This window comes from Variovorax sp. GW531-E2, assembly GCF_059423125.1.
The window spans coordinates 14384-35771 of the sequence record NZ_JBWKXQ010000061.1 but is presented as its reverse complement, the minus strand read 5'-3'; the positions used below and the strand labels follow the sequence as shown (position 1 = coordinate 35771).

At 68.1% G+C, this 21388-nt stretch carries 19 protein-coding genes; 15 read left to right on the top strand and 4 right to left on the bottom strand.

Features of this window, described 5'->3' with window-relative positions; all coding sequences use genetic code 11:
• Positions 1-17: 17 nt before the first annotated feature.
• The 3 genes from AC07XP_RS26315 to AC07XP_RS26305 are packed head-to-tail and all read right to left on the bottom strand — an operon-like array spanning position 18 to position 2445.
• A complete protein-coding gene (locus AC07XP_RS26315) occupies positions 18-446 on the bottom strand; it encodes a hypothetical protein (RefSeq protein ID WP_139701649.1) in 429 nt (142 codons plus the stop codon).
• A complete protein-coding gene (locus tag AC07XP_RS26310; protein ID WP_062470228.1) occupies positions 446-889 on the bottom strand; it encodes a DNA polymerase III subunit chi in 444 nt (147 codons plus the stop codon). The genes AC07XP_RS26315 and AC07XP_RS26310 overlap by 1 nt, the downstream gene beginning before the upstream one ends.
• Positions 886-2445, bottom strand: a complete 1560-nt coding sequence (locus tag AC07XP_RS26305; protein WP_495266336.1) for a leucyl aminopeptidase — start codon at positions 2443-2445, stop codon at positions 886-888. The genes AC07XP_RS26310 and AC07XP_RS26305 overlap by 4 nt, the downstream gene beginning before the upstream one ends.
• Before the next feature lie 21 nt (positions 2446-2466).
• Here AC07XP_RS26305 and lptF point away from each other — a divergent pair, with 21 nt between their 5' ends.
• From lptF to AC07XP_RS26265, 8 genes are all read left to right on the top strand, one after another.
• Positions 2467-3612, top strand: coding sequence for an LPS export ABC transporter permease LptF (lptF, locus tag AC07XP_RS26300; RefSeq protein WP_062470224.1), 1146 nt, complete (start codon positions 2467-2469; stop codon positions 3610-3612).
• Positions 3609-4715 carry an LPS export ABC transporter permease LptG gene (lptG, locus tag AC07XP_RS26295; RefSeq protein WP_495266335.1) on the top strand — a complete coding sequence of 369 codons (1107 nt, stop codon included), beginning with the start codon at positions 3609-3611 and terminating at the stop codon, positions 4713-4715. The genes lptF and lptG overlap by 4 nt, the downstream gene beginning before the upstream one ends.
• Complete coding sequence (locus AC07XP_RS26290) at positions 4712-5083, top strand: sirohydrochlorin chelatase (protein ID WP_495266334.1); 372 nt, start codon at positions 4712-4714, stop codon at positions 5081-5083. Before lptG ends, AC07XP_RS26290 begins: the two co-directional genes overlap by 4 nt.
• 63 nt (positions 5084-5146) lie before the next feature.
• On the top strand, positions 5147-6088 hold the full coding sequence (locus AC07XP_RS26285; protein ID WP_062470216.1) for a CysB family HTH-type transcriptional regulator: 942 nt from the start codon (positions 5147-5149) through the stop codon (positions 6086-6088).
• Between the two features lie 31 nt (positions 6089-6119).
• On the top strand, positions 6120-7301 hold the full coding sequence (locus AC07XP_RS26280) for a pyridoxal phosphate-dependent aminotransferase (RefSeq protein WP_495266333.1): 1182 nt from the start codon (positions 6120-6122) through the stop codon (positions 7299-7301).
• Between the two features lie 28 nt (positions 7302-7329).
• Positions 7330-7704 carry a rard protein gene (locus tag AC07XP_RS26275; protein WP_495266332.1) on the top strand — a complete coding sequence of 125 codons (375 nt, stop codon included), beginning with the start codon at positions 7330-7332 and terminating at the stop codon, positions 7702-7704.
• A gap of 11 nt (positions 7705-7715) precedes the next feature.
• Positions 7716-8165, top strand: coding sequence for a DUF3592 domain-containing protein (locus AC07XP_RS26270; RefSeq protein ID WP_307588468.1), 450 nt, complete (start codon positions 7716-7718; stop codon positions 8163-8165).
• 99 nt (positions 8166-8264) lie between these two features.
• Positions 8265-8423, top strand: coding sequence for a DUF3309 family protein (locus AC07XP_RS26265; protein ID WP_082817953.1), 159 nt, complete (start codon positions 8265-8267; stop codon positions 8421-8423).
• A gap of 45 nt (positions 8424-8468) precedes the next feature.
• Here AC07XP_RS26265 and hrpA read toward each other — a convergent pair whose 3' ends face one another.
• Positions 8469-12434: an ATP-dependent RNA helicase HrpA gene (gene hrpA / locus AC07XP_RS26260; protein ID WP_495266339.1), complete on the bottom strand. Its 3966-nt coding sequence runs from the start codon at positions 12432-12434 to the stop codon at positions 8469-8471.
• A 352-nt stretch (positions 12435-12786) separates the two neighbouring features.
• On the opposite strand from hrpA, the gene AC07XP_RS26255 reads away from it, so the two are divergent.
• The 7 genes from AC07XP_RS26255 (at position 12787) to AC07XP_RS26225 (ending at position 21383) form a co-directional block, all read left to right on the top strand.
• Complete coding sequence (locus AC07XP_RS26255) at positions 12787-14808, top strand: AAA family ATPase (protein WP_495266331.1); 2022 nt, start codon at positions 12787-12789, stop codon at positions 14806-14808.
• Positions 14809-14851: 43 nt separating this feature from the next.
• On the top strand, positions 14852-16198 hold the full coding sequence (argA, locus tag AC07XP_RS26250; protein WP_062470199.1) for an amino-acid N-acetyltransferase: 1347 nt from the start codon (positions 14852-14854) through the stop codon (positions 16196-16198).
• Between the two features lie 31 nt (positions 16199-16229).
• Complete coding sequence (locus AC07XP_RS26245; protein ID WP_095745417.1) at positions 16230-16877, top strand: LysE family translocator; 648 nt, start codon at positions 16230-16232, stop codon at positions 16875-16877.
• 120 nt (positions 16878-16997) lie between these two features.
• Positions 16998-17993 (top strand): DUF3829 domain-containing protein, encoded by a 996-nt coding sequence (locus AC07XP_RS26240; RefSeq protein WP_495266330.1) that lies wholly within the window; start codon positions 16998-17000, stop codon positions 17991-17993.
• 58 nt (positions 17994-18051) lie between these two features.
• Positions 18052-19263, top strand: a complete 1212-nt coding sequence (gene dapC, locus AC07XP_RS26235; RefSeq protein WP_159271710.1) for a succinyldiaminopimelate transaminase — start codon at positions 18052-18054, stop codon at positions 19261-19263.
• Positions 19264-19312: 49 nt separating this feature from the next.
• Complete coding sequence (gene dapD, locus AC07XP_RS26230; protein ID WP_062470187.1) at positions 19313-20146, top strand: 2,3,4,5-tetrahydropyridine-2,6-dicarboxylate N-succinyltransferase; 834 nt, start codon at positions 19313-19315, stop codon at positions 20144-20146.
• Between the two features lie 88 nt (positions 20147-20234).
• Entirely contained in the window at positions 20235-21383 is a 1149-nt protein-coding gene (locus AC07XP_RS26225) for a PilT/PilU family type 4a pilus ATPase (protein WP_495266329.1), read from the top strand.
• Positions 21384-21388 lie beyond the last annotated feature (5 nt).

Here is a 21388-nt window from a genome sequence, read left to right as displayed (position 1 = left end):
GCAGTTTAGCCGAGGATTTATGCGCCGGAAGTTGGCGTAGACCCTGTGTTTTCCCCTGTGTTTTCACAGAGTTCAGCGGCCATGGATTCGATGACGAGCGCGCGCAACACGGCCTCGATTTCGCCGCGCAGACGCGGCACCATTTCGTCGAGCTGATGCTGAACGGCAGCTGACACGGCGTCGCTCAATCGCTCTTCCAGCGACAGGTCGACGCGCTGCAGCACGCGGTGCAGCAATTGCTCTTCGAGGCTGACGATTTCGGCCGGCGTGAGCGACACCGACGGCGGCAACGCCACGGCGCTCGCGGGGTCCGGCGGCGGGGGCTGCGACACCGGCGCACCCGTGGGTCGCACCGTCTCGGCGACCGGCACGGGCTCGGCCGGAATCTCGAGCACGGTCGTCAGCGTCGGGACGAACCGGGGCGGCGTGCGCAGCGTGCTGGCCATCAGGAAGCGCTCCTTGCGAAATCGTGCGGCTGGATCGTGTAGCCCCGGTCGGCGTAGTGGCGCCAGCGGGTGCGGCCGACCTGCCGGTCGTTGGCCTCGTCGCTCACGATGTCGATCATGCGTTCGAAGCGCTCGAAGCCGGCCGGCACCTCGAGCCCCAGGTTGACCAGCATCTCGCGGTGCGGCAGCGAGGCCGCGTCCCCGCCTTCGGCGCACAGGATGACGGGCGAACGCGCCACCACATGGGCCGGCGCATCGGCGCGGCAGTGCGCGACGAAGTCGACCGGCGACAGCTGCCAGAGCGCAGCGTCGACCGTGTCGAGCGCGCGCGCATCGCCCACCACCACCACGCGCAGGCCGCGTGTGTTCACGGCCTTGCGAACCAGCCGGCAAGCGTAGGTGAGCTTGTCGGGCGCGTTGTAGTGAAAGCCGATGTCGGTCACTGCGCGGACCGGGCCTTTCGGGCCGGCTTGGCCGGGGTCTTGGGCGACGCGGCCTTCTTTGCAGGCTTGGCGGCCTTCCCGGCCTTCGGCACGGCGGCAGCGGCGTTGCTGTTGCCCGCACGGTTCGTCAGGTACGAGACCAGCAGGCCGACGGGCCGGCCGGTCGAGCCCTTGGCCGCCCCGCTCTTCCAGGCCGTGCCTGCGATGTCCAGGTGCGCCCAGGCGTAGTCGGCCGTGAAGCGCTGCAAAAACTTGGCCGCGGTGATCGCGCCGCCGGCACGCCCGGCGATGTTGGCCACGTCGGCGAAGTTGCTCTTGAGGCCTTCGGCGTAGTCGTCGTCCAGCGGCAGGCGCCAGCAGCGGTCTTGCGAGGCCTCGCCGGCCGATTCGAGCGCGGAGGCCAGTGACTCGTCGCTCGCGAACAGGCCGCTGCGCACGCCGCCCAAAGCCACCACGCAGGCGCCTGTGAGCGTCGCGATGTCGATCACGGCAGCCGGGTCGAAGCGCTTGGCGTACGTGAGCGCGTCGCACAGGATGAGACGGCCTTCAGCGTCGGTGTTCAGGATCTCGATGGTCTGCCCGCTCATGCTGGTGACCACGTCGCCGGGCTTGACGGCCTTGCCGTCGTTCATGTTCTCGCACGAAGGAATCAGGCCGACCACGTTGATCGCCGGCTGGATCGCGCCGAGCGCGCGGAAGGTGCCGAGCACGCTGGCGGCGCCGCACATGTCGAACTTCATCTCGTCCATCTCGGCCGCGGGCTTGAGCGAGACGCCGCCGGTGTCGAAGGTGATGCCCTTGCCGACGAGCACCACGGGGGCCTCGTCCTTGGCACCGCCCTGGTAGCGCAGCACGATGAAGCGCAGCGGTTCGGCCGAGCCCTGGGCCACGGCGGCGAACGCGCCCATGCCGAGCTTCTCGACTTCCTTCGGGCCCAGCACTTCGCACTTGATGCGCGGCAGCTTCGCCAGCCCCTTGGCGGCTTCGGCCAGCAGCGTGGGCGTGGCATGGTTGGCGGGACGGTTGCCCCACTCCTTGGCCAGCTCGATGCCGGCGACCGTGGCGCGGGCGTCGTCGAAGGCCTTGGTGACGGCGGGGCTGGCGGCCTCGGCCACGCCCAGCGTCAGGTGGCGAATGCTGCGCGGCTCGGCCTTCGACTTGGTCGTGGTGTAGACATAGCTGGCATCGGCCGCGGCCGTGACGGCGGCGGCCACCGCGGCGGCGTCGGCCGGCTGCGCGAAGACGATCACGACGCGCTTGGGGCCGTTGGCCTTGGCGGCGGCAACCGCCGCACTCACGGCGCTGCGCACCGAGGCGGCCTTGCCGTCGCCGATGGCGGCCAGCAGCACGCGCGAGGGCACCACGGTCTCGGGGCGGTACAGCGCGAGCAGCTTGCCGGCCTTGTCGGGCAGGTCGCCGGCCTTGCGGGCGCTGGCGGCGAGCACGGAAACGGGGTCTTTGGCTGTGGGGAGAGCGCTGCCGACGAGCACGATGAGGAGGTCGGATTTCTCGGCGGCGGCCTGGGCGACGGTGAGGGTCTTGAGTTGAAAGTCCATAATCCTTTTTTTCCTCGAACGATGTTATTCCATTCTTCCCTACGCAAGGAGCTGTCGCGCAGCTTCGGAGCGACCCTCGTCGTCCTGGTCACCATCGTGATGACCATGATGCTCATCCGTACGCTCGGGCTGGCGTCCAAGGGCAGCGTGAACCCGCAGGAGGTCTTCCTCGTGATGGCGTACACGGTGCTCGGCTACATGCCGACCATCCTGAGCCTGAGCCTGTTCATCGCCATCGTCGGCACGCTCTCGCGCATGTACCGCGACAGCGAAATGGTGATCTGGTTCTCCAGCGGGCGCGGCCTGGCCGATTTCGTCCAGCCGCTGTTCCGATTCGCCTGGCCGGTGCTGCTGCTCATCGCCGCCATGGCGCTGGTGGGCTGGCCCTGGGCCAACTCGCAGACCATCGGCATGCGCCAGCAGTACGAGCAGCGCAGCGACATCGAGCGCGTCACGCCCGGTGAGTTCCGCGAGTCCTCGGGCCGGCTGCGCGTGTTCTTCATCGACAAGGACACGCCCGACGGCGCCACCGCCACCAACGTGTTCATCTGGGCCGTCGAGCGTGGGCTGCAGATCACCACGTCGGCGCGCAGCGGCCGCATCGAGGACATCGACAACCACCGCTTCCTGCTGCTGAGCAACGGCCAGCGCCTGGAGCGCCCGCTGTTCACCGAATCGGGCCTGAAGATCAGCGAGTTCAAGACCTATGGCACGCGCGCCGGCGGCAGCTCGAACGCCACCGGCGACAGCACGCCCACGCGCGCCCGCTCCACGCTCTCGCTGCTGCGCGACCGCAGCGATGCCAGCCTGGGCGAGCTGGGCTGGCGCTTCGGCATGCTGCTGGCTGCCATCAACTTCGTGCTGCTGGCGCTGACGGTGTCCAGCGTCAACCCGCGCGTGGGACGCAGCGGCAACCTCGTATTTGCGCTGTTCGCCTTCGTCGTCTACTACAACCTGCTGAACCTGGGCCAGAGCTGGATCAGCTCGGGCCGCTACGGCATGGGCTCCTTCATGCTGCTGCTGCACGGCGGCGTCTTCCTCTTCGCCACGGCCTGGCTCACCCTGCGCAACAACAACTGGTCGGCCCGCCGCCAGGCCCGCGCCAGCGCCGCCACGGCCGGCGCCCTGCCGGCCGTACCGCCTTCCCGGATCGACCCGACCTCGTGAAAACCATCCGCCGACTGATCTACGTCGAGGCACTGAAGGCCGTGGCCTTCGTGACGCTCGGCTTCCTGAGCCTGTTCTTCTTCTTCGACTTCGTCGACGAGCTGCAGTCCGTGGGCAAGCCCGAAAGCCTGGCCTACGGGCCGGTGCAGGCGCTGATCTACGTGCTGCTGCTGGTGCCCAGCCACCTGTACGAACTGCTGCCGATCACGGTGCTGATCGGCTGCATCTTCGTGATGGCGCGGCTGGCGCAAAGCTCCGAATACACCATCCTGCGCACCAGCGGCCTGGGCCCGTGGCGTGCGCTGCGCACGCTGCTGCTGCTGGGGCTGGGCTTCGTCGTGCTCACCTTTGCCATCGGCGACTACATCGCGCCGCTGTCGGGACGCACCGGCCAGCTGCTCAAGTCGCGCTACCAGGGCACCTATTCGCTCGTGGGCAACACCGGCGCCTGGCTGAAGGAAAAGCGCGGCGACACGTCGTATGCGGTCAATGTGCTCTCGATCTCGCGCGACGGCTCGCTGCAGAACACGCGCATCTTCGAGTTCGACGGCAACGGCTACGTGAGCAAGCAGCTCATGGCCAAGTCGGCCCGCATCCTCGACGACAAGTGGGTGCTCTCCGAGGTCGAGCAGCAGGACTACGAAACCCGCAGCGCCGACAAGGCCCGCATCACGACCACCCATGTCGAGAAGATGGACTGGCCCACCTCGCTCACCGCGGAAATGGTGTCGGTCGCGCTGCTGCGGCCCGACCGCATGAGCACCATCGACCTGTTCGACTACATCCGGCACCTGAACGCCAACGGCCAGACCGCGCAGCGCTACGAGATCGAGTTCTGGCGCAAGGTGTTCTACCCGCTGTCGTGCCTGGTGATGGTGGTGCTCGCCCTGCCCTTCGCCTACCTGCACTTCCGCCAGGCCGGCATCACGACCTACGTGTTCGGCGGCGTGATGATCGGCATCAGCTTCTTCCTGCTGAACAACGTGTTCGGCTACCTCGGCAACCTGAGCAACTGGTCGCCCTGGCTCACGGCGGCGGCGCCGGGAATGATCTATTCGGTGCTGTCGCTGACCGCCTTCAGCTGGCTGGTCCTGAGACGATGACCACGCAAGTGCCGGGCACGGTGCTGCTCGCGCACGGCTCGCGCGATGCGCGCTGGCGCGAGCCCATCGAGGCGGTCGCCGCCCGCATGCGCGAAAACGACCCCACGGTGCGCGTCAGCTGCGCCTACATGGAACTGGCCGCCCCCGACCTGCCCACGGCCGCCGCTGCGCTGATTGCCGACGGCGCCACCGCGGTGCATGTGGTGCCGCTCTTCCTGGGCATGGGCAAGCACGCCCGCGAAGACCTGCCGCTGCAACTGGACGCCCTGCGTCTGCGCTGGCCCGACGTGGCCTTCTCGCTGGCCCCGATCGTGGGCGAATCGCCCGAACTGGTCGCTTTGCTGGCCCGGATTGCCATCAAATCCTGAAGTCCCGGTCATTTTTATAGACTTCAAAGGCATAATGAATTCCGCAATAAGACGGAATTTGATATGAATCTGCACCAGTTCAAGTTTGTTCAGGAAGCCGTGCGGCGCAACCTGAACCTCACCGAGGCGGCCAAGGCGCTCCACACCTCGCAGCCCGGCGTCTCCAAGGCGATCATCGAACTCGAGGAAGAGCTCGGCGTCGAGATCTTCGCCCGCCACGGCAAGCGCCTGAAGCGCATCACCGAACCCGGCCAGCACGTCATCGCGAGCATCGAGCTCATCATGCGCGAGGTGGGCAACCTCAAACGCATCGGCGAACAGTTCAGCGCGCAGGACAGCGGCACCCTCTCCATCGCCACCACCCACACCCAGGCGCGCTACGTGCTGCCGGTGCCCGTGGCCAACCTGCGCGAGGCCTACCCGAAGGTCAACGTGAGCCTGCACCAGGGCTCGCCCGACCAGGTGGCGCGCATGGTGATCGACGAGATCGCCGAGATCGGCATCGCCACCGAATCGCTCGACGGCTATGCCGAGCTGGTCACGCTGCCCTGCTACGAGTGGCAGCACGTGCTGGTGCTGCCCAAGGACCACCCGCTGGCGGCCAAGGAACGCGTGTCGCTCGAAGACCTCGCGAGCGAGCCGATCATCACGTACCACCCGTCGTTCACCGGCCGCACGCGCATCGACCATGCGTTTGCGCAGAAGAAGCTCACGCCGCGCATCGCGCTCGAAGCCATCGACTCCGACGTGATCAAGACCTACGTGCGCCTGGGCCTGGGCGTGGGCATCGTGGCCGAGATGGCCGTGCGCGACGAGTCGAACGCCGACCTCGTGGTGCGCCCGATGGGCCACGTGTTCGGCCAGAACATCGCGCGCGTCGCCTTCAAGCGCAGCGCCTACCTGCGCAACTTCGTCTTCAAGTTCGCCGAGCTGCTGAGCGACCGCCTCGACCGCAACCTGATCGCGAAGGCCCTGAGCGGCCATCAACAAGACTACGAACTCTGATCCCCTGCATCTTTCCCCGCGACGACCGACCATGAGCACCGCCACCCCTTCGTCTTCTCCCCGCACGCCCGAGATCGCCACCAAGCTGCCGGCTGTCGGCACCACCATCTTCACCGTGATGTCCACGCTCGCGGCCGAGAAGAACGCCGTGAACCTCGGCCAGGGCTTCCCCGATTTCCACTGCGATCCGAAGCTGCTCGAAGACGTGACCGCCGCCATGGCGGCCGGCCACAACCAGTACCCGCCGATGCCGGGCATTCCGTCGCTGCGCGACGCCATCGCCGCCAAGATCGAGGCGCTCTACGGCCGCAGCTACAGCGCCGCGACCGAGATCACGGTCACGGCCGGCGCCACGCAGGCGATCATCACCGCCATCCTGGCCATCGTGCGCCCCGGCGACGAAGTGATCGTGCTGGAGCCCTGCTACGACAGCTACGTGCCCAACATCGACCTGGCCGGTGGCAAGGTCGTGCGCGTGCCGCTCGTGCCCGGCACCTTCCGCCCCGACTTCGACAAGATCGCCGCCGCGCTCACGCCGAAGACGCGCGCCATCATCATCAACACGCCGCACAACCCGAGCGCCACAGTCTGGACCGAGGCCGAGATGCGACAGCTCGAAGAGCTGCTTGCGCCCACCGACGTGTTCGTGATCAGCGACGAGGTCTACGAACACATGGTGTTCGACGACGCACGCCATGAAAGCGTGGCGCGCTTCCCCGGCCTGGCGGCGCGCAGCTTCATCGTCAGCAGCTTCGGCAAGACCTACCACGTCACCGGCTGGAAGGTCGGCTTCGTGGCCGCGCCCGCGCCGCTGATGGCCGAGTTCCGCAAGGTGCACCAGTTCAACGTGTTCACGGTGAACACGCCGATGCAGCACGCACTCGCGCAGTACATGGCGCGGCCCGAGCCCTACCTGGAGCTGCCGGCCTTCTACCAGCGCAAGCGCGACCTGTTCGCGGCCGGCCTGGCCGAGAAGACCCGCTTCAAGCTACTGCGCAGCGAAGGCAGCTACTTCCAGTGCGTGGACATCTCGGCCGTGAGCGACCTGTCGGAGGCCGACTTCTGCCTCTGGCTCACGCGCGAGATCGGCGTGGCGGCGATCCCGCTGTCGGCCTTCTACGGCGACGGCTTCGACCAGCGCGTGGTGCGCTTCTGCTTCGCCAAGAAGGACGAGACGCTGCTCGCCGCGCTCGACCGCCTCGCGAAGCTCTGACGCCGGCGGCCACGCTCCGGGTGCAGCGATGACGATGAACCGGCCGCGCTGGATCCTGCTGGCCCTGGCCCTCTCGTTCCTCGTGGTGGGCATCGCCGACGCGTTCCTGCCGCCGCTGCGCGGCAAGGACTACACCGCGCTGGACGTGGCGCATGTGTTCCTCATCTCGGCGCTGTGCTACACGTGGTGCCGGGCCGACGGCCTCGCGCGCGGCGTGCCCGCGCCTGGTCGCTCGGCGCTGCTCGCAGGCATCTTTCCGCTGCTGGGCATTCCGGTCTATCTCTTTCGCACGCGCCCCTGGCGACGGGCCTTGCTGGCCACGCTGGGGGCCGCGGCCTTCCTGGTGTCGAGCCTCGTTCTGGCCGCCGTGGGCACCTTGTCGGCCGAGTGGATGCGCAACTGAAAGCCGCCCGAATGAACCCCACCCGCCTCATCACGCGCATCTTCACGCTCGTCGGCGCGCTCATGCTCCTCGGCGGCTGGCTGCTCTACCAGAACACCACGAAGTTCATCGCATCGGCCGGCAAGGCGCAGGGCGAGGTGATCGCGCTGCAGTCCGCGGGAAGTTCGAGCCGCAGCAATTCGCCGACGTGGCGCCCGCTGGTGCGCTTCACCCTGCCGTCGGGCGCGATCGTCGAGTTCTCGCCGTCGAGCAGCAGCAACCCGCCTGCGTACGACAAGGGCGAAGTCGTCGGCGTGTTCTTCAACCCCGCGAACCCGCAGGACGCCCGGCTCGACGGCTTCTTCGACCTGTGGGGCGGCGCCGCCATCGTCGGCGGGCTGGGCGCCATCTTCCTGGCCGTGGGCGTGGCCATGCACTTCCTGCTGGCAGGCGCACCGGTAAAGCGCCGACGCCCACGGTAGGACAGTCCTGACCGCGTCAGGGGCGGCTCTCCGGCGCTCGCGGCGCCCCGGGACGACGAGCATGGAGGCTCGTGACAACAACGTCCCAGGAGAAAAAACATGTCCCTCTCGTTCATTCTGCTGATCGTCCTGATCCTGCTGCTGATCGGCGCGCTGCCGAGCTGGGGTTACAGCCGGTCCTGGGGCTACGGGCCCAGCGGCGGCCTCGGGCTCGTGGTGCTGGTCCTGGTGATCCTCGTGCTCATGGGCCGCATATAGCGCCCGCGCCATCATGAAAAAAGCCCGCGTCGCCGCGGGCTTTTTTTACGCCTGAAGCTGCGCCCAGGCCTTGTCGAGCCGCTTCACGCTCACCGGCTGCGGCGTGCGCAGCTCCTGCGCGAAGAAGCTCACGCGCAGCTCCTCGAGCAGCCAGCGGAATTCGAGCATGCGCTCGTCCACCACGCCCTTGCGCTCGGCCACGAGGCGCCAGTAGCGCTGCTCCTGCGGCTTCAGCTCGGCCAGCTTGGCCGTGTCGCGCGCGGGGTCGGCGCGCAGCTTGTCCAGGCGCAGCACGATGGCCTTGAGGTAGCGCGCGAAGTGCTGCAGCTGCGTCCACGGCGCGTCGGCGATGAAGCGCTTGCCCACCAGCTTCTGCAGCTGCTGCGCCGCGTCCTGCACCGCCTCGGGCTGGACCTTCGTGTCCTTGATCTTGCGCGCGGCGGCTGCGTATTCGACAAGGATGACGCCCGCGAGCCGCGCCACTTCGTTGGCGATCAGCGTGAGCCGCCCGCGCCCTTCTTCGAGCCGCTTCTTGAAGGCGAACTCGTCGGTCGGCAGCGGCTCTTGCAGGAACGCGCGGTCGATCGCCACGTCGATGATCTGCGTGCGCAGTTCTTCCGACGTGCCCAGCGGCATGTAGGCGACCGACATCTTCTGCAGGTCGGGGATGTTCTTCTCGAGGTACTTCAGCGCGTCCTTCAGCTGCAGCGCGAACAGGCGACGCAGGCCGGCGCGGTGCTTCGCGGCCGCCACGGCGGGCTCGTCGAACACCTCGATGGTCACGGCATCGCCTTCGTCGCGCAGCGCCGGGAAGCCGATGAGCGACTGCGAACCGCGCCGCACTTCCATCAGCTCGGGCAGCTCGCCGAAGGTCCAGCTCGTGTAGCGCTGGCCGGCGGGCAGCGTGGGTGCGGCCTTCTCGGGCGCAGCGCTCTTCGCCGGGGCCTGCCCCCCGGTCGCAGGCGCGGCCTTGGGCGCCGGCGACGCCTTCACGTTGAGCCCCGCGAGCGCCTGGAAGGCACCGCGCGCCTGCGCGCCCAGTTCCGCCTTCAGTGCGCCGAGGTTGCGACCCATGCCCAGCTGGCGTCCGTGCTCGTCGACGATGCGCAGGTTCATGAACAGGTGCGGCGCGAGCATGTCGAGCTTGAAGTCGGCGCGCTTCACGTCGATGCTCGTGAGATCGCGCACACGCTTGAGCAGCACGTCGGTGAGCGAGCCGGTACCGAAGAGTTCGGGCGCCGACAGCTCCTCCGCCAGCTTCGTGGCCGACTCGGGCAGCGGCACCAGCCGCGAGCGCGGGCGCTGCGGCAGGCTCTTGAGCAGCGCCTGGATCTTGTCCTTGAGCATGCCGGTCACCAGCCACTCGCAACGCTCCTCGTTCACCTGGTTGAGCACGAACAGCGGCACGCTGACCGTGAGGCCGTCTTTCGCGTCGCCCGGTTCGTGCAGGTAGCTCGCGGCGCAATCGACACCGCCCAGGCGCAGCGTGGGCGGGAACGACTGCGTCGTGATGCCGGCGGCCTGGTGGCGCATGAGCTCGTCGCGCGTGAGGTACAGCAGGCGCGGCTGGTCCTTCGCGGCGTGGCGGTACCAGTTCTCGAAGGTGATGCCGCTGGCCACGTCGGCCGGCAGTTGCGCGTCGTAGAAGGCGAAGATCAGCTCGTCGTCGACCAGCACGTCCTGCCGGCGCGCCTTGTGCTCCAGCCCTTCGACCTCGCGCACCAACTTGCGGTTGGCCGTGAGGAACGGGAACTTGCTTTCCCACTGCCCGCCGACCAGCGCTTCGCGGATGAAGATCTCGCGCGCCGACACCGGATCGACCTTGGTGAAATCGACGCGCCGCCCGCTGTACACCACGAGGCCGTACAACGTCGCGCGCTCCAGCGCCGAGACCTGCGCGCCCTTCTTCTCCCAGTGCGGATCGAGCAGCTGCTTCTTCAGCAGGTGCCCCGCCACCTGCTCGAGCCATTGCGGCTCGATGTTGGCGATGCCGCGCCCGAACAGGCGCGTGGTCTCGACCAGTTCGGCCGCGACGATCCAGCGCCCGGGCTTCTTCTTCAGGTGCGCGCCGGGGTGCTTGTAGAACTTGATGCCGCGCGCGCCGAGATACGCCTCGTCGTCTTCCAGCTTCCAGCCCACGTTGCCGAGCAGGCCCGCGAGCATCGACAGGTGCAGCGGCTCGTAGCCGGCCGGCGTGGCGTTGATGCGCCACTTGTGCTCGGTGACGACCGTGAGCAGCTGCGAATGGATGTCGCGCCATTCACGCACACGGCGGATGTTGATGAAATTCTGGCGCAGCAGCTGCTCGTACTGGCGGTTGCTGAGCTTGTGCGTGTCGCCGTGGCCGCCGCGCGCGTCGGAGATCCATTTCCACAGGCGCAGGTAGCCGCTGAACTCGCTTTTCTCGTCGTCGAATTTCGAGTGCGCCTGGTCGGCCTGCTGCTGTGCGTCCATCGGGCGGTCGCGCACGTCCTGCACGCTGAGCGCCGAGGCGATGATGAGCACTTCTTCGAGCGCACCGCGCGTGCGCGCTTCGAGAATCATGCGGCCCACGCGCGGATCGAGCGGCAGCTTCGCCAGCTCGGCGCCGGTGGCGGTGAGCTCGTTGGCGTCGTCCACCGCACCCAGTTCGTTCAGCAGCTGGTAGCCATCGGCAATCGCGCGCGGCGACGGCGCTTCGAGGAACGGGAAGCGCGCCACGTCGCCCAGCCGCAGCGACTTCATGCGCAGGATCACGCCCGCGAGCGACGAGCGCAGGATTTCCGGGTCGGTGAAGCGCGGGCGGCCCGCAAAGTCCTTCTCGTCGTACAGGCGGATGCAGATGCCGTTCGCCACGCGGCCGCATCGGCCCGCGCGCTGGTTGGCCGCGGCCTGGCTGATCGGCTCGACCAGCAACTGCTCGACCTTGCTGCGGAAGCTGTAGCGCTTGACGCGCGCCGTGCCGGTGTCGATCACGTAGCGGATGCCCGGCACGGTGAGCGAGGTCTCGGCCACGTTGGTGGCCAGCACGATGCGGCGGCCGTGGTGGCTTTCGAAGATGCGGTCCTGCTCGGGGCCCGAGAGCCGCGCGAACAGCGGCAGCACCTCGGCGCTGCGAAACAGCGGCTGGTGGCTGACGTGGCGGCGCAGGTGATCGGCCGCCTCTCGGATTTCGCGTTCGCCGGGCAGGAAGATCAGGATGTCGCCCGCGTTGTGCGGGTCGCGCCAGAGCTCGTCGACCGCATCCGCGATGGCGTCGTTCAGGTCGTGCTCGCGCGACTCCTCGAACGGCCGGTAGCGCTGCTCGACCGGGAAGGTGCGGCCCGACACCATGATCGTCGGCGCGGGCCCTTTGGCCGAAGCGAAGTGCTGTGCGAAGCGGTCGGCATCGATGGTGGCCGAGGTGACGATCACCTTCAGGTCGGGCCGACGCGGAAGAATCTCGCGCAGGTAGCCCAAGAGGAAGTCGATGTTCAGCGAGCGCTCGTGGGCCTCGTCGATGATGAGCGTGTCGTAGGCCTTGAGCAGCGGATCGGTCTGCGTCTCGGCCAGCAGAATGCCGTCGGTCATCAGCTTGACCGAGGCATCGCGGCTCAGGCGGTCCTGAAAGCGCACCTTGAAGCCGACCACGTCGCCCAGCGGCGTCTTCAGCTCTTCGGCGATGCGCTTGGCGACCGAGCTGGCGGCAATGCGTCGCGGCTGCGTGTGGCCGATGAGGCGGCCCTTGCCGGGCTCGGCGTTGAGCTTGCCGCGCCCGAGCGCCAGCGCGATCTTCGGCAGCTGCGTGGTCTTGCCCGAGCCCGTTTCGCCGCAGACGATCACGACCTGGTGCGCCGCAATGGCGGCCATGATCTCCTCGCGCCGGCCGGAGACCGGGAGCGATTCGGGAAACTCGATGCGCAGGGGGGCGGGAGGTGTGAGGGTCGTCAAGGCAAGGCAGTCGTCGGTCGTTGCGCGCGGCGGCAGGCGGGCAAACCGCCAATTATCGCGGGGCCCCGGCGCTGTTGCATGGCATCCACAGCGAGGCCGCATGCAGCAGGTGGCGCAGAAAATTTCGTAAAGACTCTTTACTCTACCGCATGCCGCCGCTACGATCGCGGCCATGACCTCCTTCCTTGCCCCCCTCTCGATGCGCATCCGCTGCGCAAGCCGCGTCCTTGCACGCGGCGGGGTCAAGGCGACCCGCCCGGCCTGACGAAGCCCGCGCGCCGGCTTCAGCTTCCTTCGCGGAACTGAACGCCCATCGCTCGCGCTTCACTTCGGTCGAAGCGCGCCAGCCTGACCCGCACAGCGCCTGCACCACCGCCCTCCCCGCATCTCGCGTGGAGAAGCGGCCGCATTCCTGTTTCCGTGTCCCGAATCATTCGAAGAAAAAAAGAACCTCATGTCGCATCCAGACATTTCCCGCGACCTGCACACCACGCTGGCCGAGCGCACGCGCCACCTGCAGGCCATTGCCCATTCGCTGAAGGCCGAGCTGTTCGGCATCGACGAGATCATCGATCGCGTGATCGATTCGCTGCGCGCCTGGTACGTGCTGCCGCAGCTCATCAGCCGCCCGGTCGTCATCTGCCTGTGGGGCCTGACCGGCACCGGCAAGACGCAGCTCGTGCGGCGCCTGGCGCAGCACCTGGGCTTTTACGACCGCTTCATCGAAGTGCAGATGGACGGCTTCAGCCACGGTTCGGGCCACCGCACCGCCGGCTCGATCTCGGCCATGCTGGCCGAGTCGGGCATCGCCGAGGGCGCGCCCGGCATCCTCGTGCTCGACGAGTTCCAGCGCTTTCGCACCGTGGACGCCAGCGGCAAGGAAGCGCGCGTGGAGCGCTACCAGGACGTGTGGGCGCTGCTTTCGGACGGCCGCCTGCCGCCGTCGCTGTCGGTGCTCAGCGAGATCGAGTCGTCGCTGGCCTGGGCCGAGTACGACCAGGACCGCCGCACCGATGACGACGAGGAAGACGAAGAGGACGACGGCGCCAAGGCTGGCAAGACCAAGCGCAAGCGCCGCCTGCAGCTCTCGCCCTGGGAAGCGCAGGAGTTCAAGCGCTGCCTGAAGCTGCGCGAGTCGCTGCTAGAAATCATGACCTGGAAGCCCGACGAGATCCAGGCGCGGCTGCGCGCCTTCCGCGCCTCGCAGGACAACTGGGAAACCGACTACTCCAAGCTGCTGGTCTTCGTCTCGGGCAACCTCGACGAGATGTACGCCGAGACCGCCAAGCGGGTGGAAGACTGCGACACCGACGCCGACATCTTCCACGCGCTGACGAAGAAGCTCTCGCTCATCGACGTGAAGAAGGCGCTGGCCGAACGCTTCAAGCCCGAGCAGGTGGCGCGGCTGGGCAACAACCACGTGATCTACCCCTCGTTCAGCCGCGCCACCTACGTGCGCCTGATCCTGTCGATCTGCGACCGCTACGTGAGCGAGATCCAGGAAAGCTCGGGCGTGCGCTTCGTACTCGACGCGAGCGTGTACGAGCAGATCTACGCCAACGCCGTGTTCCCGGCGCAGGGCACGCGGCCGCTGTTCTCATCGATCCACGCGATCCTGAGCGCGACGCTGGTCAACGCCGCGCTGTGGGCGCTCGAACAGGGCGCGCACGGCAGCGAGCCCGTGTGGCTGATGCTCGACCCCGGCGAGGTCACGCCCGGCGGCCCGCGCCTGGTCGCGCGCTTCCGGCTGGCACGGCGCGAGTTCCCGGTGGCGCTGGAGCTGAACCGGCTCAAGCAGCGCGCCAACGCCGACTTCCGCGCGCTGCTCGCGGTGCACGAGGCCGGCCACGGCCTGGTGTACGCCCTGCTCTTCGGCCGCGCGCCGCAGGAGATCCGCATCAACGTGGCCTCGTTCGAGGGCGGCTACAACAGCTACGTGAAGCGCAAGGCGTGGTCCAAGCGCAACCTGCTGGACAGCGTCTGCGTGAGCCTGGCGGGCCGCGCGGCCGAGCGGCTGGTGTTCGGCGAATCGGGCTGCACCACCGGCGCCGAGCGCGACCTGATGCAGGCGACCGCGACGGCGGCGCGCCACGTGCGCCACCTGGGCTTCGGCACCCGCTGGAGCCGCACCGACGTGACGACCGATTCGAACGACAACCTCAACACCGACGTGGCCGCCACCAACCGCGAGATCGAGGCCATCCTGGCGCGCGAACACACCCGCGCGCTCGGCCTGCTCGAAGCGCACGCGACCGCCTTCATGGCGGTGGTCGATGCGCTGATGGCGCAGGGTTCGATCGCGCCGGACGAGCTCGCCGGGCTGCTCGGCCTGCCGCTGGCACCGGCCGCGCCGGCGGGTGCGGCCGAGGCGGCGGTGGAGCCGCTGGACGCCTACGCCGACCAGCTCGAGGCCTTCAAGGCCCGCGGCACGCCCGCCGCGGCCGGGGCCGGCCGGCTGCTGCGCGCCCTGGCATGACGCGCTGCACCAAAACCTTGCCAAGAATGCACAATCACGCCCCATGTCCACCGTCTTCAATTTCACCTTCGTGCCCTGGTTCCGCTCGGTCGCGCCCTACATCCACACGCACCGCGGCAAGACCTTCGTGGTCGCGCTCGCGGGTGAGGCCATCGCGGCGGGCAAGCTGCAGAACATCGCGCAGGACCTGGCCCTGATCCAGAGCATGGGCGTCAAGATCGTGCTGGTGCATGGCTTTCGCCCGCAGGTCAACGAGCAGCTGGCGGCCAAGGGCCACGAGGCGAAGTACTCGCACGGCATCCGCATCACCGACGCCGTGGCGCTCGACTCGGCGCAGGAGGCCGCGGGCCAGCTGCGCTACGAGATCGAGGCCGCCTTCAGCCAGGGCCTGCCGAACACGCCCATGGCCGGCTCGACGGTGCGCGTGATCTCGGGCAACTTCATCACCGCGCGCCCCGTGGGCGTGGTCGACGGGGTGGACTTCAAGCATTCGGGCCTGGTGCGCAAGGTGGACGCGGCCGGCATCCGCCGCACGCTCGACTTCGGCGCGATGGTGCTGATGTCGCCCTTCGGCTTCTCGCCGACCGGCGAGGCCTTCAACCTGACGATGGAAGAAGTGGCGACCAGCGTGGCCATCTCGATCCAGGCCGACAAGCTGATCTTCCTGACCGAAGTGCCGGGCATCCGCGTGGATAGCGAACTGCCCGAGAGCGAAGACAACCCGATCGACACCGAACTGCCGCTGGCCGCCGCCGAGAAGCTGCTGGCCTCGCTGCCGCCCGCGCAGAAGCCGACCGACACCGCCTTCTACCTGCAGCACTGCGTGAAGGCCTGCAAGGGCGGCGTGGAGCGCAACCACATCCTGCCGTTCGCGCTCGACGGCTCGCTGCTGCTCGAGATCTACGTGCACGACGGCGTCGGCACCATGGTCATCGACGAAAAGCTCGAGAGCCTGCGCGAAGCCACGGTGGACGACATCGGCGGCATCCTGCAGCTCATCGAGCCCTTCGAGCGCGACGGCACGCTGGTCAAGCGCGACCGCACCGAGATCGAGCGCGACGTGGGCCACTACACGGTCATCGAGCACGACGGCGTGATCTTCGGCTGCGCGGCGCTGTACCCGTACCCCGAGGCGAAGACCGCCGAGATGGCCGCGCTCACGGTGTCGCCGCAATCGCAGTCGCAGGGCGACGGCGAACGCATCCTCAAGCGCATCGAGCACCGCGCCAAGGCCATGGGCCTGGAAAGCATCTTCGTGCTCACCACGGTCACGATGCACTGGTTCCTCAAGCGCGGCTTCCAGCAGGTCAACCCCGACTGGCTGCCCGAGGCGCGCAAGCGCAAGTACAACTGGGACCGCAAGAGCCAGGTGCTGGTCAAGAAGATCTGAAGAAGAAACCCATCCGAAGAAAGACGCCCCGATGACGCTCGCCACCGCCCTGCTGTTCGCCATCGTGGCCTTCGCCGCCATCGCCACGCCCGGCCCCACGGTGCTGCTGGCCCTGAGCAACGGCTCGCGCCACGGCGTGCGACGGGCGCTGCCGGGCATGCTCGGCGCGGTGCTGTCCGACTTCGTGCTGGTCGGCGCCGTGGCACTCGGCCTGGGCGCGCTGCTTGCGGCTTCGGAGTTCTGGTTCTCGATGCTGAAGTGGGTGGGCGCGGTCTACCTGGCCTGGCTCGGGCTGCGCATGCTGCGCTCCCAGGGCGGTTTCCAGCTGCCGAGCGCGGACGCCGCGGCCACCGTCACGGCGGTTGAAAGCCGGCGCATCTTCTTCAAGTCGTTCCTGGTGGCGGTGACCAACCCCAAGGGCTACATCTTCTGCTCGGCGCTGCTGCCGCAGTTCATCGACCCGGCCGCCGCGCAGGCGCCGCAGTACCTGATCATTGCGCTGATCTTCGCGGGGCTGGACATGGCGGTGATGCTGGCCTACGCCTTCGTCGGCGCGCGCGCGATCCGGCTGCTCACGGTGTCGGCCACGCGCTGGATCGACCGCGCCTGCGGCGGCATGCTGCTGGCGCTGGCGGGCTCGCTCGCCTTCTACCGGCGCAGCGCGGCCACCGCCGTCTGACCCATCCCGCCCCTCGACCGCTGTCCTCAGGCAGCGGCGCTCCTCCCCACGATGTTTTTCCGGCAAGCCGCCGTCCCGCGGCCTGCCCGTGCTGCTTTTTTCAACGGAGGAAATGAAAGAATGAAGAACTACCAAGCCCTGCTGGGTGCCACCCTCGTCGCCGTCTCGGCGCTCGTCGCGGGCTGCGGCGACAAGGCGGACAAGGCCGCCCCGCCCGCTTCCGCCGAAGCCAAGCCCGCCGCCCCGGCCGGCAACGACCAGCAGCAGCTCGTCGAGAAGTACAACCTCTACGTCGACGTCTCGAACAACCTGCGCACCTCGTTCCAGGAAGCCCGCGAAAGCTACGTGACCGGCCAGGTGCCGCTGCTGCAGGCCAAGGCGCCGCTCACCAGCCTGCGCATCCAGAACGACATCCTGGTCGACCGCTCGGCCAGGAAGCTCGATGCCGCCGCCGCCATCGCCGCGCCGCTGCCCGAGATCGACGAATCGGCCAAGGCCTTCTCGGCCGCGCTCAAGGTGCTGTCGCCCCTGAGCCGCGAGCTGAACGACTACGCCAACTCCAAGGGTTACCTCGCCGACAACGGCGACAAGGCCCGCCAGATGAGCGCCGACTACCTGGCCGCGCTCACCTCTGTCGCGCAGGCCGAAGCGGCCTTCGACAAGGGCCTGAGCGCCCGCGACCGGGCGCTCACCAGGGAAGCCTTCGAGAAGGCGCCCAAGGACACCGCCGCCTACTACCGCGCCGGCCTGATCTACCACGGCAAGCTCAACCACGCCGACGCCATGGCGCTGTTCGCCGCGCCCAACGACCCGCAGGCGCTGGCCGCCTTCGAGGCCTCGCTGGCGCTGGTGGCCGACTCGGCCGCAGGTTGGAGCAAGAAGACCGCCGAGCAGTCGACCCAGAACGGCAAGAGCTGCAGCGGCGGCATGCTGCAGATCAACGAGTTCATCGGCCAATCGCGCTCGGTGATCAAGGACGCCAAAGACGGCGTGTTCAAGCGCAAGGAGAGCGGTGCGATGGCCCGCATGGGCCGCTCGGCCATCGTCGACGCGGCCAACCGCTACAACCAGAATTTCGCCAACATGATCGGCCAGTTCAACCGCCCGCTTTGCTGAGCGGGCCAAGGGGCGCGGGGCGTGCGGGCCGCCCGCCCCGTCGCCGATAATCCGGGGCATGAATCCCTTGCTTGCCAAATTGCAGCCGTACCCGTTCGAGCGGCTGAAGCAGCTGTTCGCGGGCGTCACGCCCGCCCCCGAATTCGCCCCCATCAGCCTGGGCATCGGCGAGCCCAAGCACGCCACGCCGGCCTTCATCAAGGACGCCCTGAGCGCCGGCCTCGGCGCCCTCGCCGCCTACCCGGCCACCGCCGGCGAGCTGAAACTGCGCACCGCCTTCACCCATTGGCTGCATCGCCGCTACAGCCTGACGCTCGACCCGGCCACCCAGGTGCTGCCGGTCAACGGCTCGCGCGAGGCGCTGTTCTCGCTCGCCCAGACCGTGGTCGACGCCAGCGGCAGCACCAAGCCGGTGGTGATGTCGCCCAACCCGTTCTATCAAATCTACGAGGGCGCGGCGCTGCTCTCAGGCGCCGAGCCGTACTACGTGCCCAGCGTGCCCGCGCGCAACTTCGCCGTCGACTGGGACAGCGTGCCCGACGAGGTCTGGGCCCGCACCCAGCTCGTGTTCGTCTGCTCGCCGGGCAATCCCACGGGCGCGGTGATGTCTCTGGACGAGTGGAAGAAGCTCTTCGCGCTGTCCGACCGCCACGGCTTCGTGATCGCCGCCGACGAGTGCTACAGCGAGATCTACTTCCGCGACGAGCCCCCGCTGAGCGGCCTGGAAGCCTCGATGAAGCTCGGTCGCCCCGACTTCAAGAACCTGATCGCGCTCACCTCGCTTTCGAAGCGCAGCAACGTGCCCGGCCTGCGCAGCGGCTTCGTGGCCGGCGACGCGGCGCTCATCAAGGGCTTTTTGCTCTACCGCACCTACCACGGCAGCGCCATGAGCGGCGCCGTGGCCGCCGCCAGCATCGCGGCCTGGGGCGACGAGTCGCACGTGGTCGACAACCGCGCCCAATACCGCGCCAAGTTCGCCGCCGTCACCCCGCTGCTCGAACCCGTGCTCGACGTGCGCCTGCCCGACGCCAGCTTCTACCTCTGGGCCGGCGTGCCCGAAGTGTGGGCTGGCGACGACGAAGCCTTCGCCCGCGCGCTCTACGCTCAATACAATGTCACGGTTCTGCCGGGGAGCTATCTGGCGCGCGACACCGACCACAGCGCCAACCCGGGCCGCGGTCGCATCCGCATGGCGCTGGTGGCCGAAACGGCCGAGTGCGTCGAGGCCGCCCAGCGCATCGTCCGGTTCGTCAAAGACGGCCGCCGCTGACCCCCTGTCGCCCCGCTTCCCTGCCCCTTTTTCACCCGAGACTCTCTCCATGACACAGCAACTGCAACAAATCATCGACGCCGCGTGGGAAGACCGCGCCAACATCTCGATCAACGCCGCCCCCGCCGAAGTGCGCGATGCCGTCGAGCACGTGATCACCGAGCTGAACAACGGCAAGCTGCGCGTCGCCACCCGCCAGGGCGTGGGCCAGTGGACCGTGCACCAGTGGATCAAGAAGGCCGTGCTGCTGTCGTTCCGCCTGAAGGACAACGAGCAGATCCAGGCCGGCTCGCTGGGCTTCTACGACAAGGTGCCGACCAAGTTCTCGCACCTGTCGGCCGCCGAGCTGAAGGAATCGGGCGTGCGCATCGTGCCCCCGGCCGTGGCCCGCCGCGGCAGCTTCATCGCCAAGGGCGCGATCCTGATGCCCTCGTACGTGAACATCGGCGCCTACGTGGGCGAAGGCTCCATGGTCGACACCTGGGCCACCGTCGGTTCGTGCGCGCAGGTCGGTGCCAACGTGCACCTGTCGGGCGGCGTGGGCCTGGGCGGCGTGCTCGAGCCGCTGCAAGCCAACCCGACCATCATCGAAGACAACTGCTTCATCGGCGCGCGCTCCGAAGTCGTCGAAGGCGTGATCGTCGAAGAGAACTCGGTGCTGGGCATGGGCGTGTACCTGGGCCAGAGCACCCCGATCTTCAACCGCGACACCGGCGAGATCTCGTACGGCCGCGTGCCCGCCGGCAGCGTGGTCATCAGCGGCAGCCTGCCCAAGAAGACCAAGTCGGGCCAGGACTACAGCACCTACGCCGCGGTCATCGTCAAGACGGTCGACGCGCAGACGCGTTCGAAGACCAGCCTGAACGACCTGCTGCGCGACTAAAACGCACCCACCACCGGCCGCCTGCTTCAACGCGCGCGGCCGGTTCGCTTCTTCCCTGAGAAAAAAACAGCACCGAGGAGAGAGACCGATGAACATGATGGAACGGATTCTTCGTTTGATGGCCGAGCGCAAGGCCTCCGACATCTACCTCTCGGCCCACTCCCCGGTGATGATCCGCATCAACGGCAACTGCCTGCCCATCAATGCGCAGGTGCTGCCGCCGACCGCGCCGCTGGCGCTGCTGTCGGAAGTGGTGCCCGAAGCCCGCATCCAGGAACTGGAAAACACGGGCGAACTCAACATGGCCGTCGCCCTCGAAGGCGCCGGCAACTACCGCATCAGCGCCATGCGCCAGCGCGGCAGCTACGCGGTGGTGGTGCGGCACATCGCCTCGGTCATCCCCAGCTTCGACGAGCTGAACCTGCCCGACATCCTGAAGTCGCTCATCATGGAAAAGCGCGGGCTGATCCTGATGGTGGGCGCCACCGGCGCGGGCAAGACGACCACGCTGGCCTCGATGCTCGACTACCGCAACGAGCACGCCAGCGGCCACATCCTCACGGTCGAAGAGCCGATCGAGTTCACCTACACCAACAAGAAATCGCTGGTGAACCAGCGCGACGTGGGCAGCGACACCACCTCGCTGCAGGTGGCCCTGAAGAACGCACTGCGCCAGGCGCCCGACGTGATCCAGATCGGCGAAATCCGCGACCGCGACACCATGACGGCCGCCATCGCCTACGCGCAGTCGGGCCACCTGTGCGTGGCCACGCTGCACGCCAACAACAGCTACCGCGCGCTGAACCGCATCCTGAGCTTCTTCCCGGTCGAGGTGCGCCCCACCCTGCTGGGCGACCTGGGCTCGGCGCTGCGCGCCGTGGTGTCGCAGCGCCTGCTGCGCACGCCGGCCGGCGGGCGTGTGCCCGCGCTCGAAGTGATGCTCAACACCGCGCTGGTGGCCGACCTGATCGAAAAGGGCGACTTCTCCGGCGTCAAGGAGGCCATGGAGCAGTCGATGGCCGAAGGCTCGCAGACCTTCGAGGAAGACATCGCCCGCCTCATCACCGAGGAGCGCGTGACCCGCGAAGAAGGCCTGGCCAACGCCGACTCGCCCACCAACCTGATGTGGCGCCTGCAGAACCGCGACGCGCCCAAGAAGCAGGCCGAGGATCGCGACCTGACCGACCAGCTCGACGAACCGACTTTCACCGACATCACGCTAGACGTGAAGTTCTGACCGCC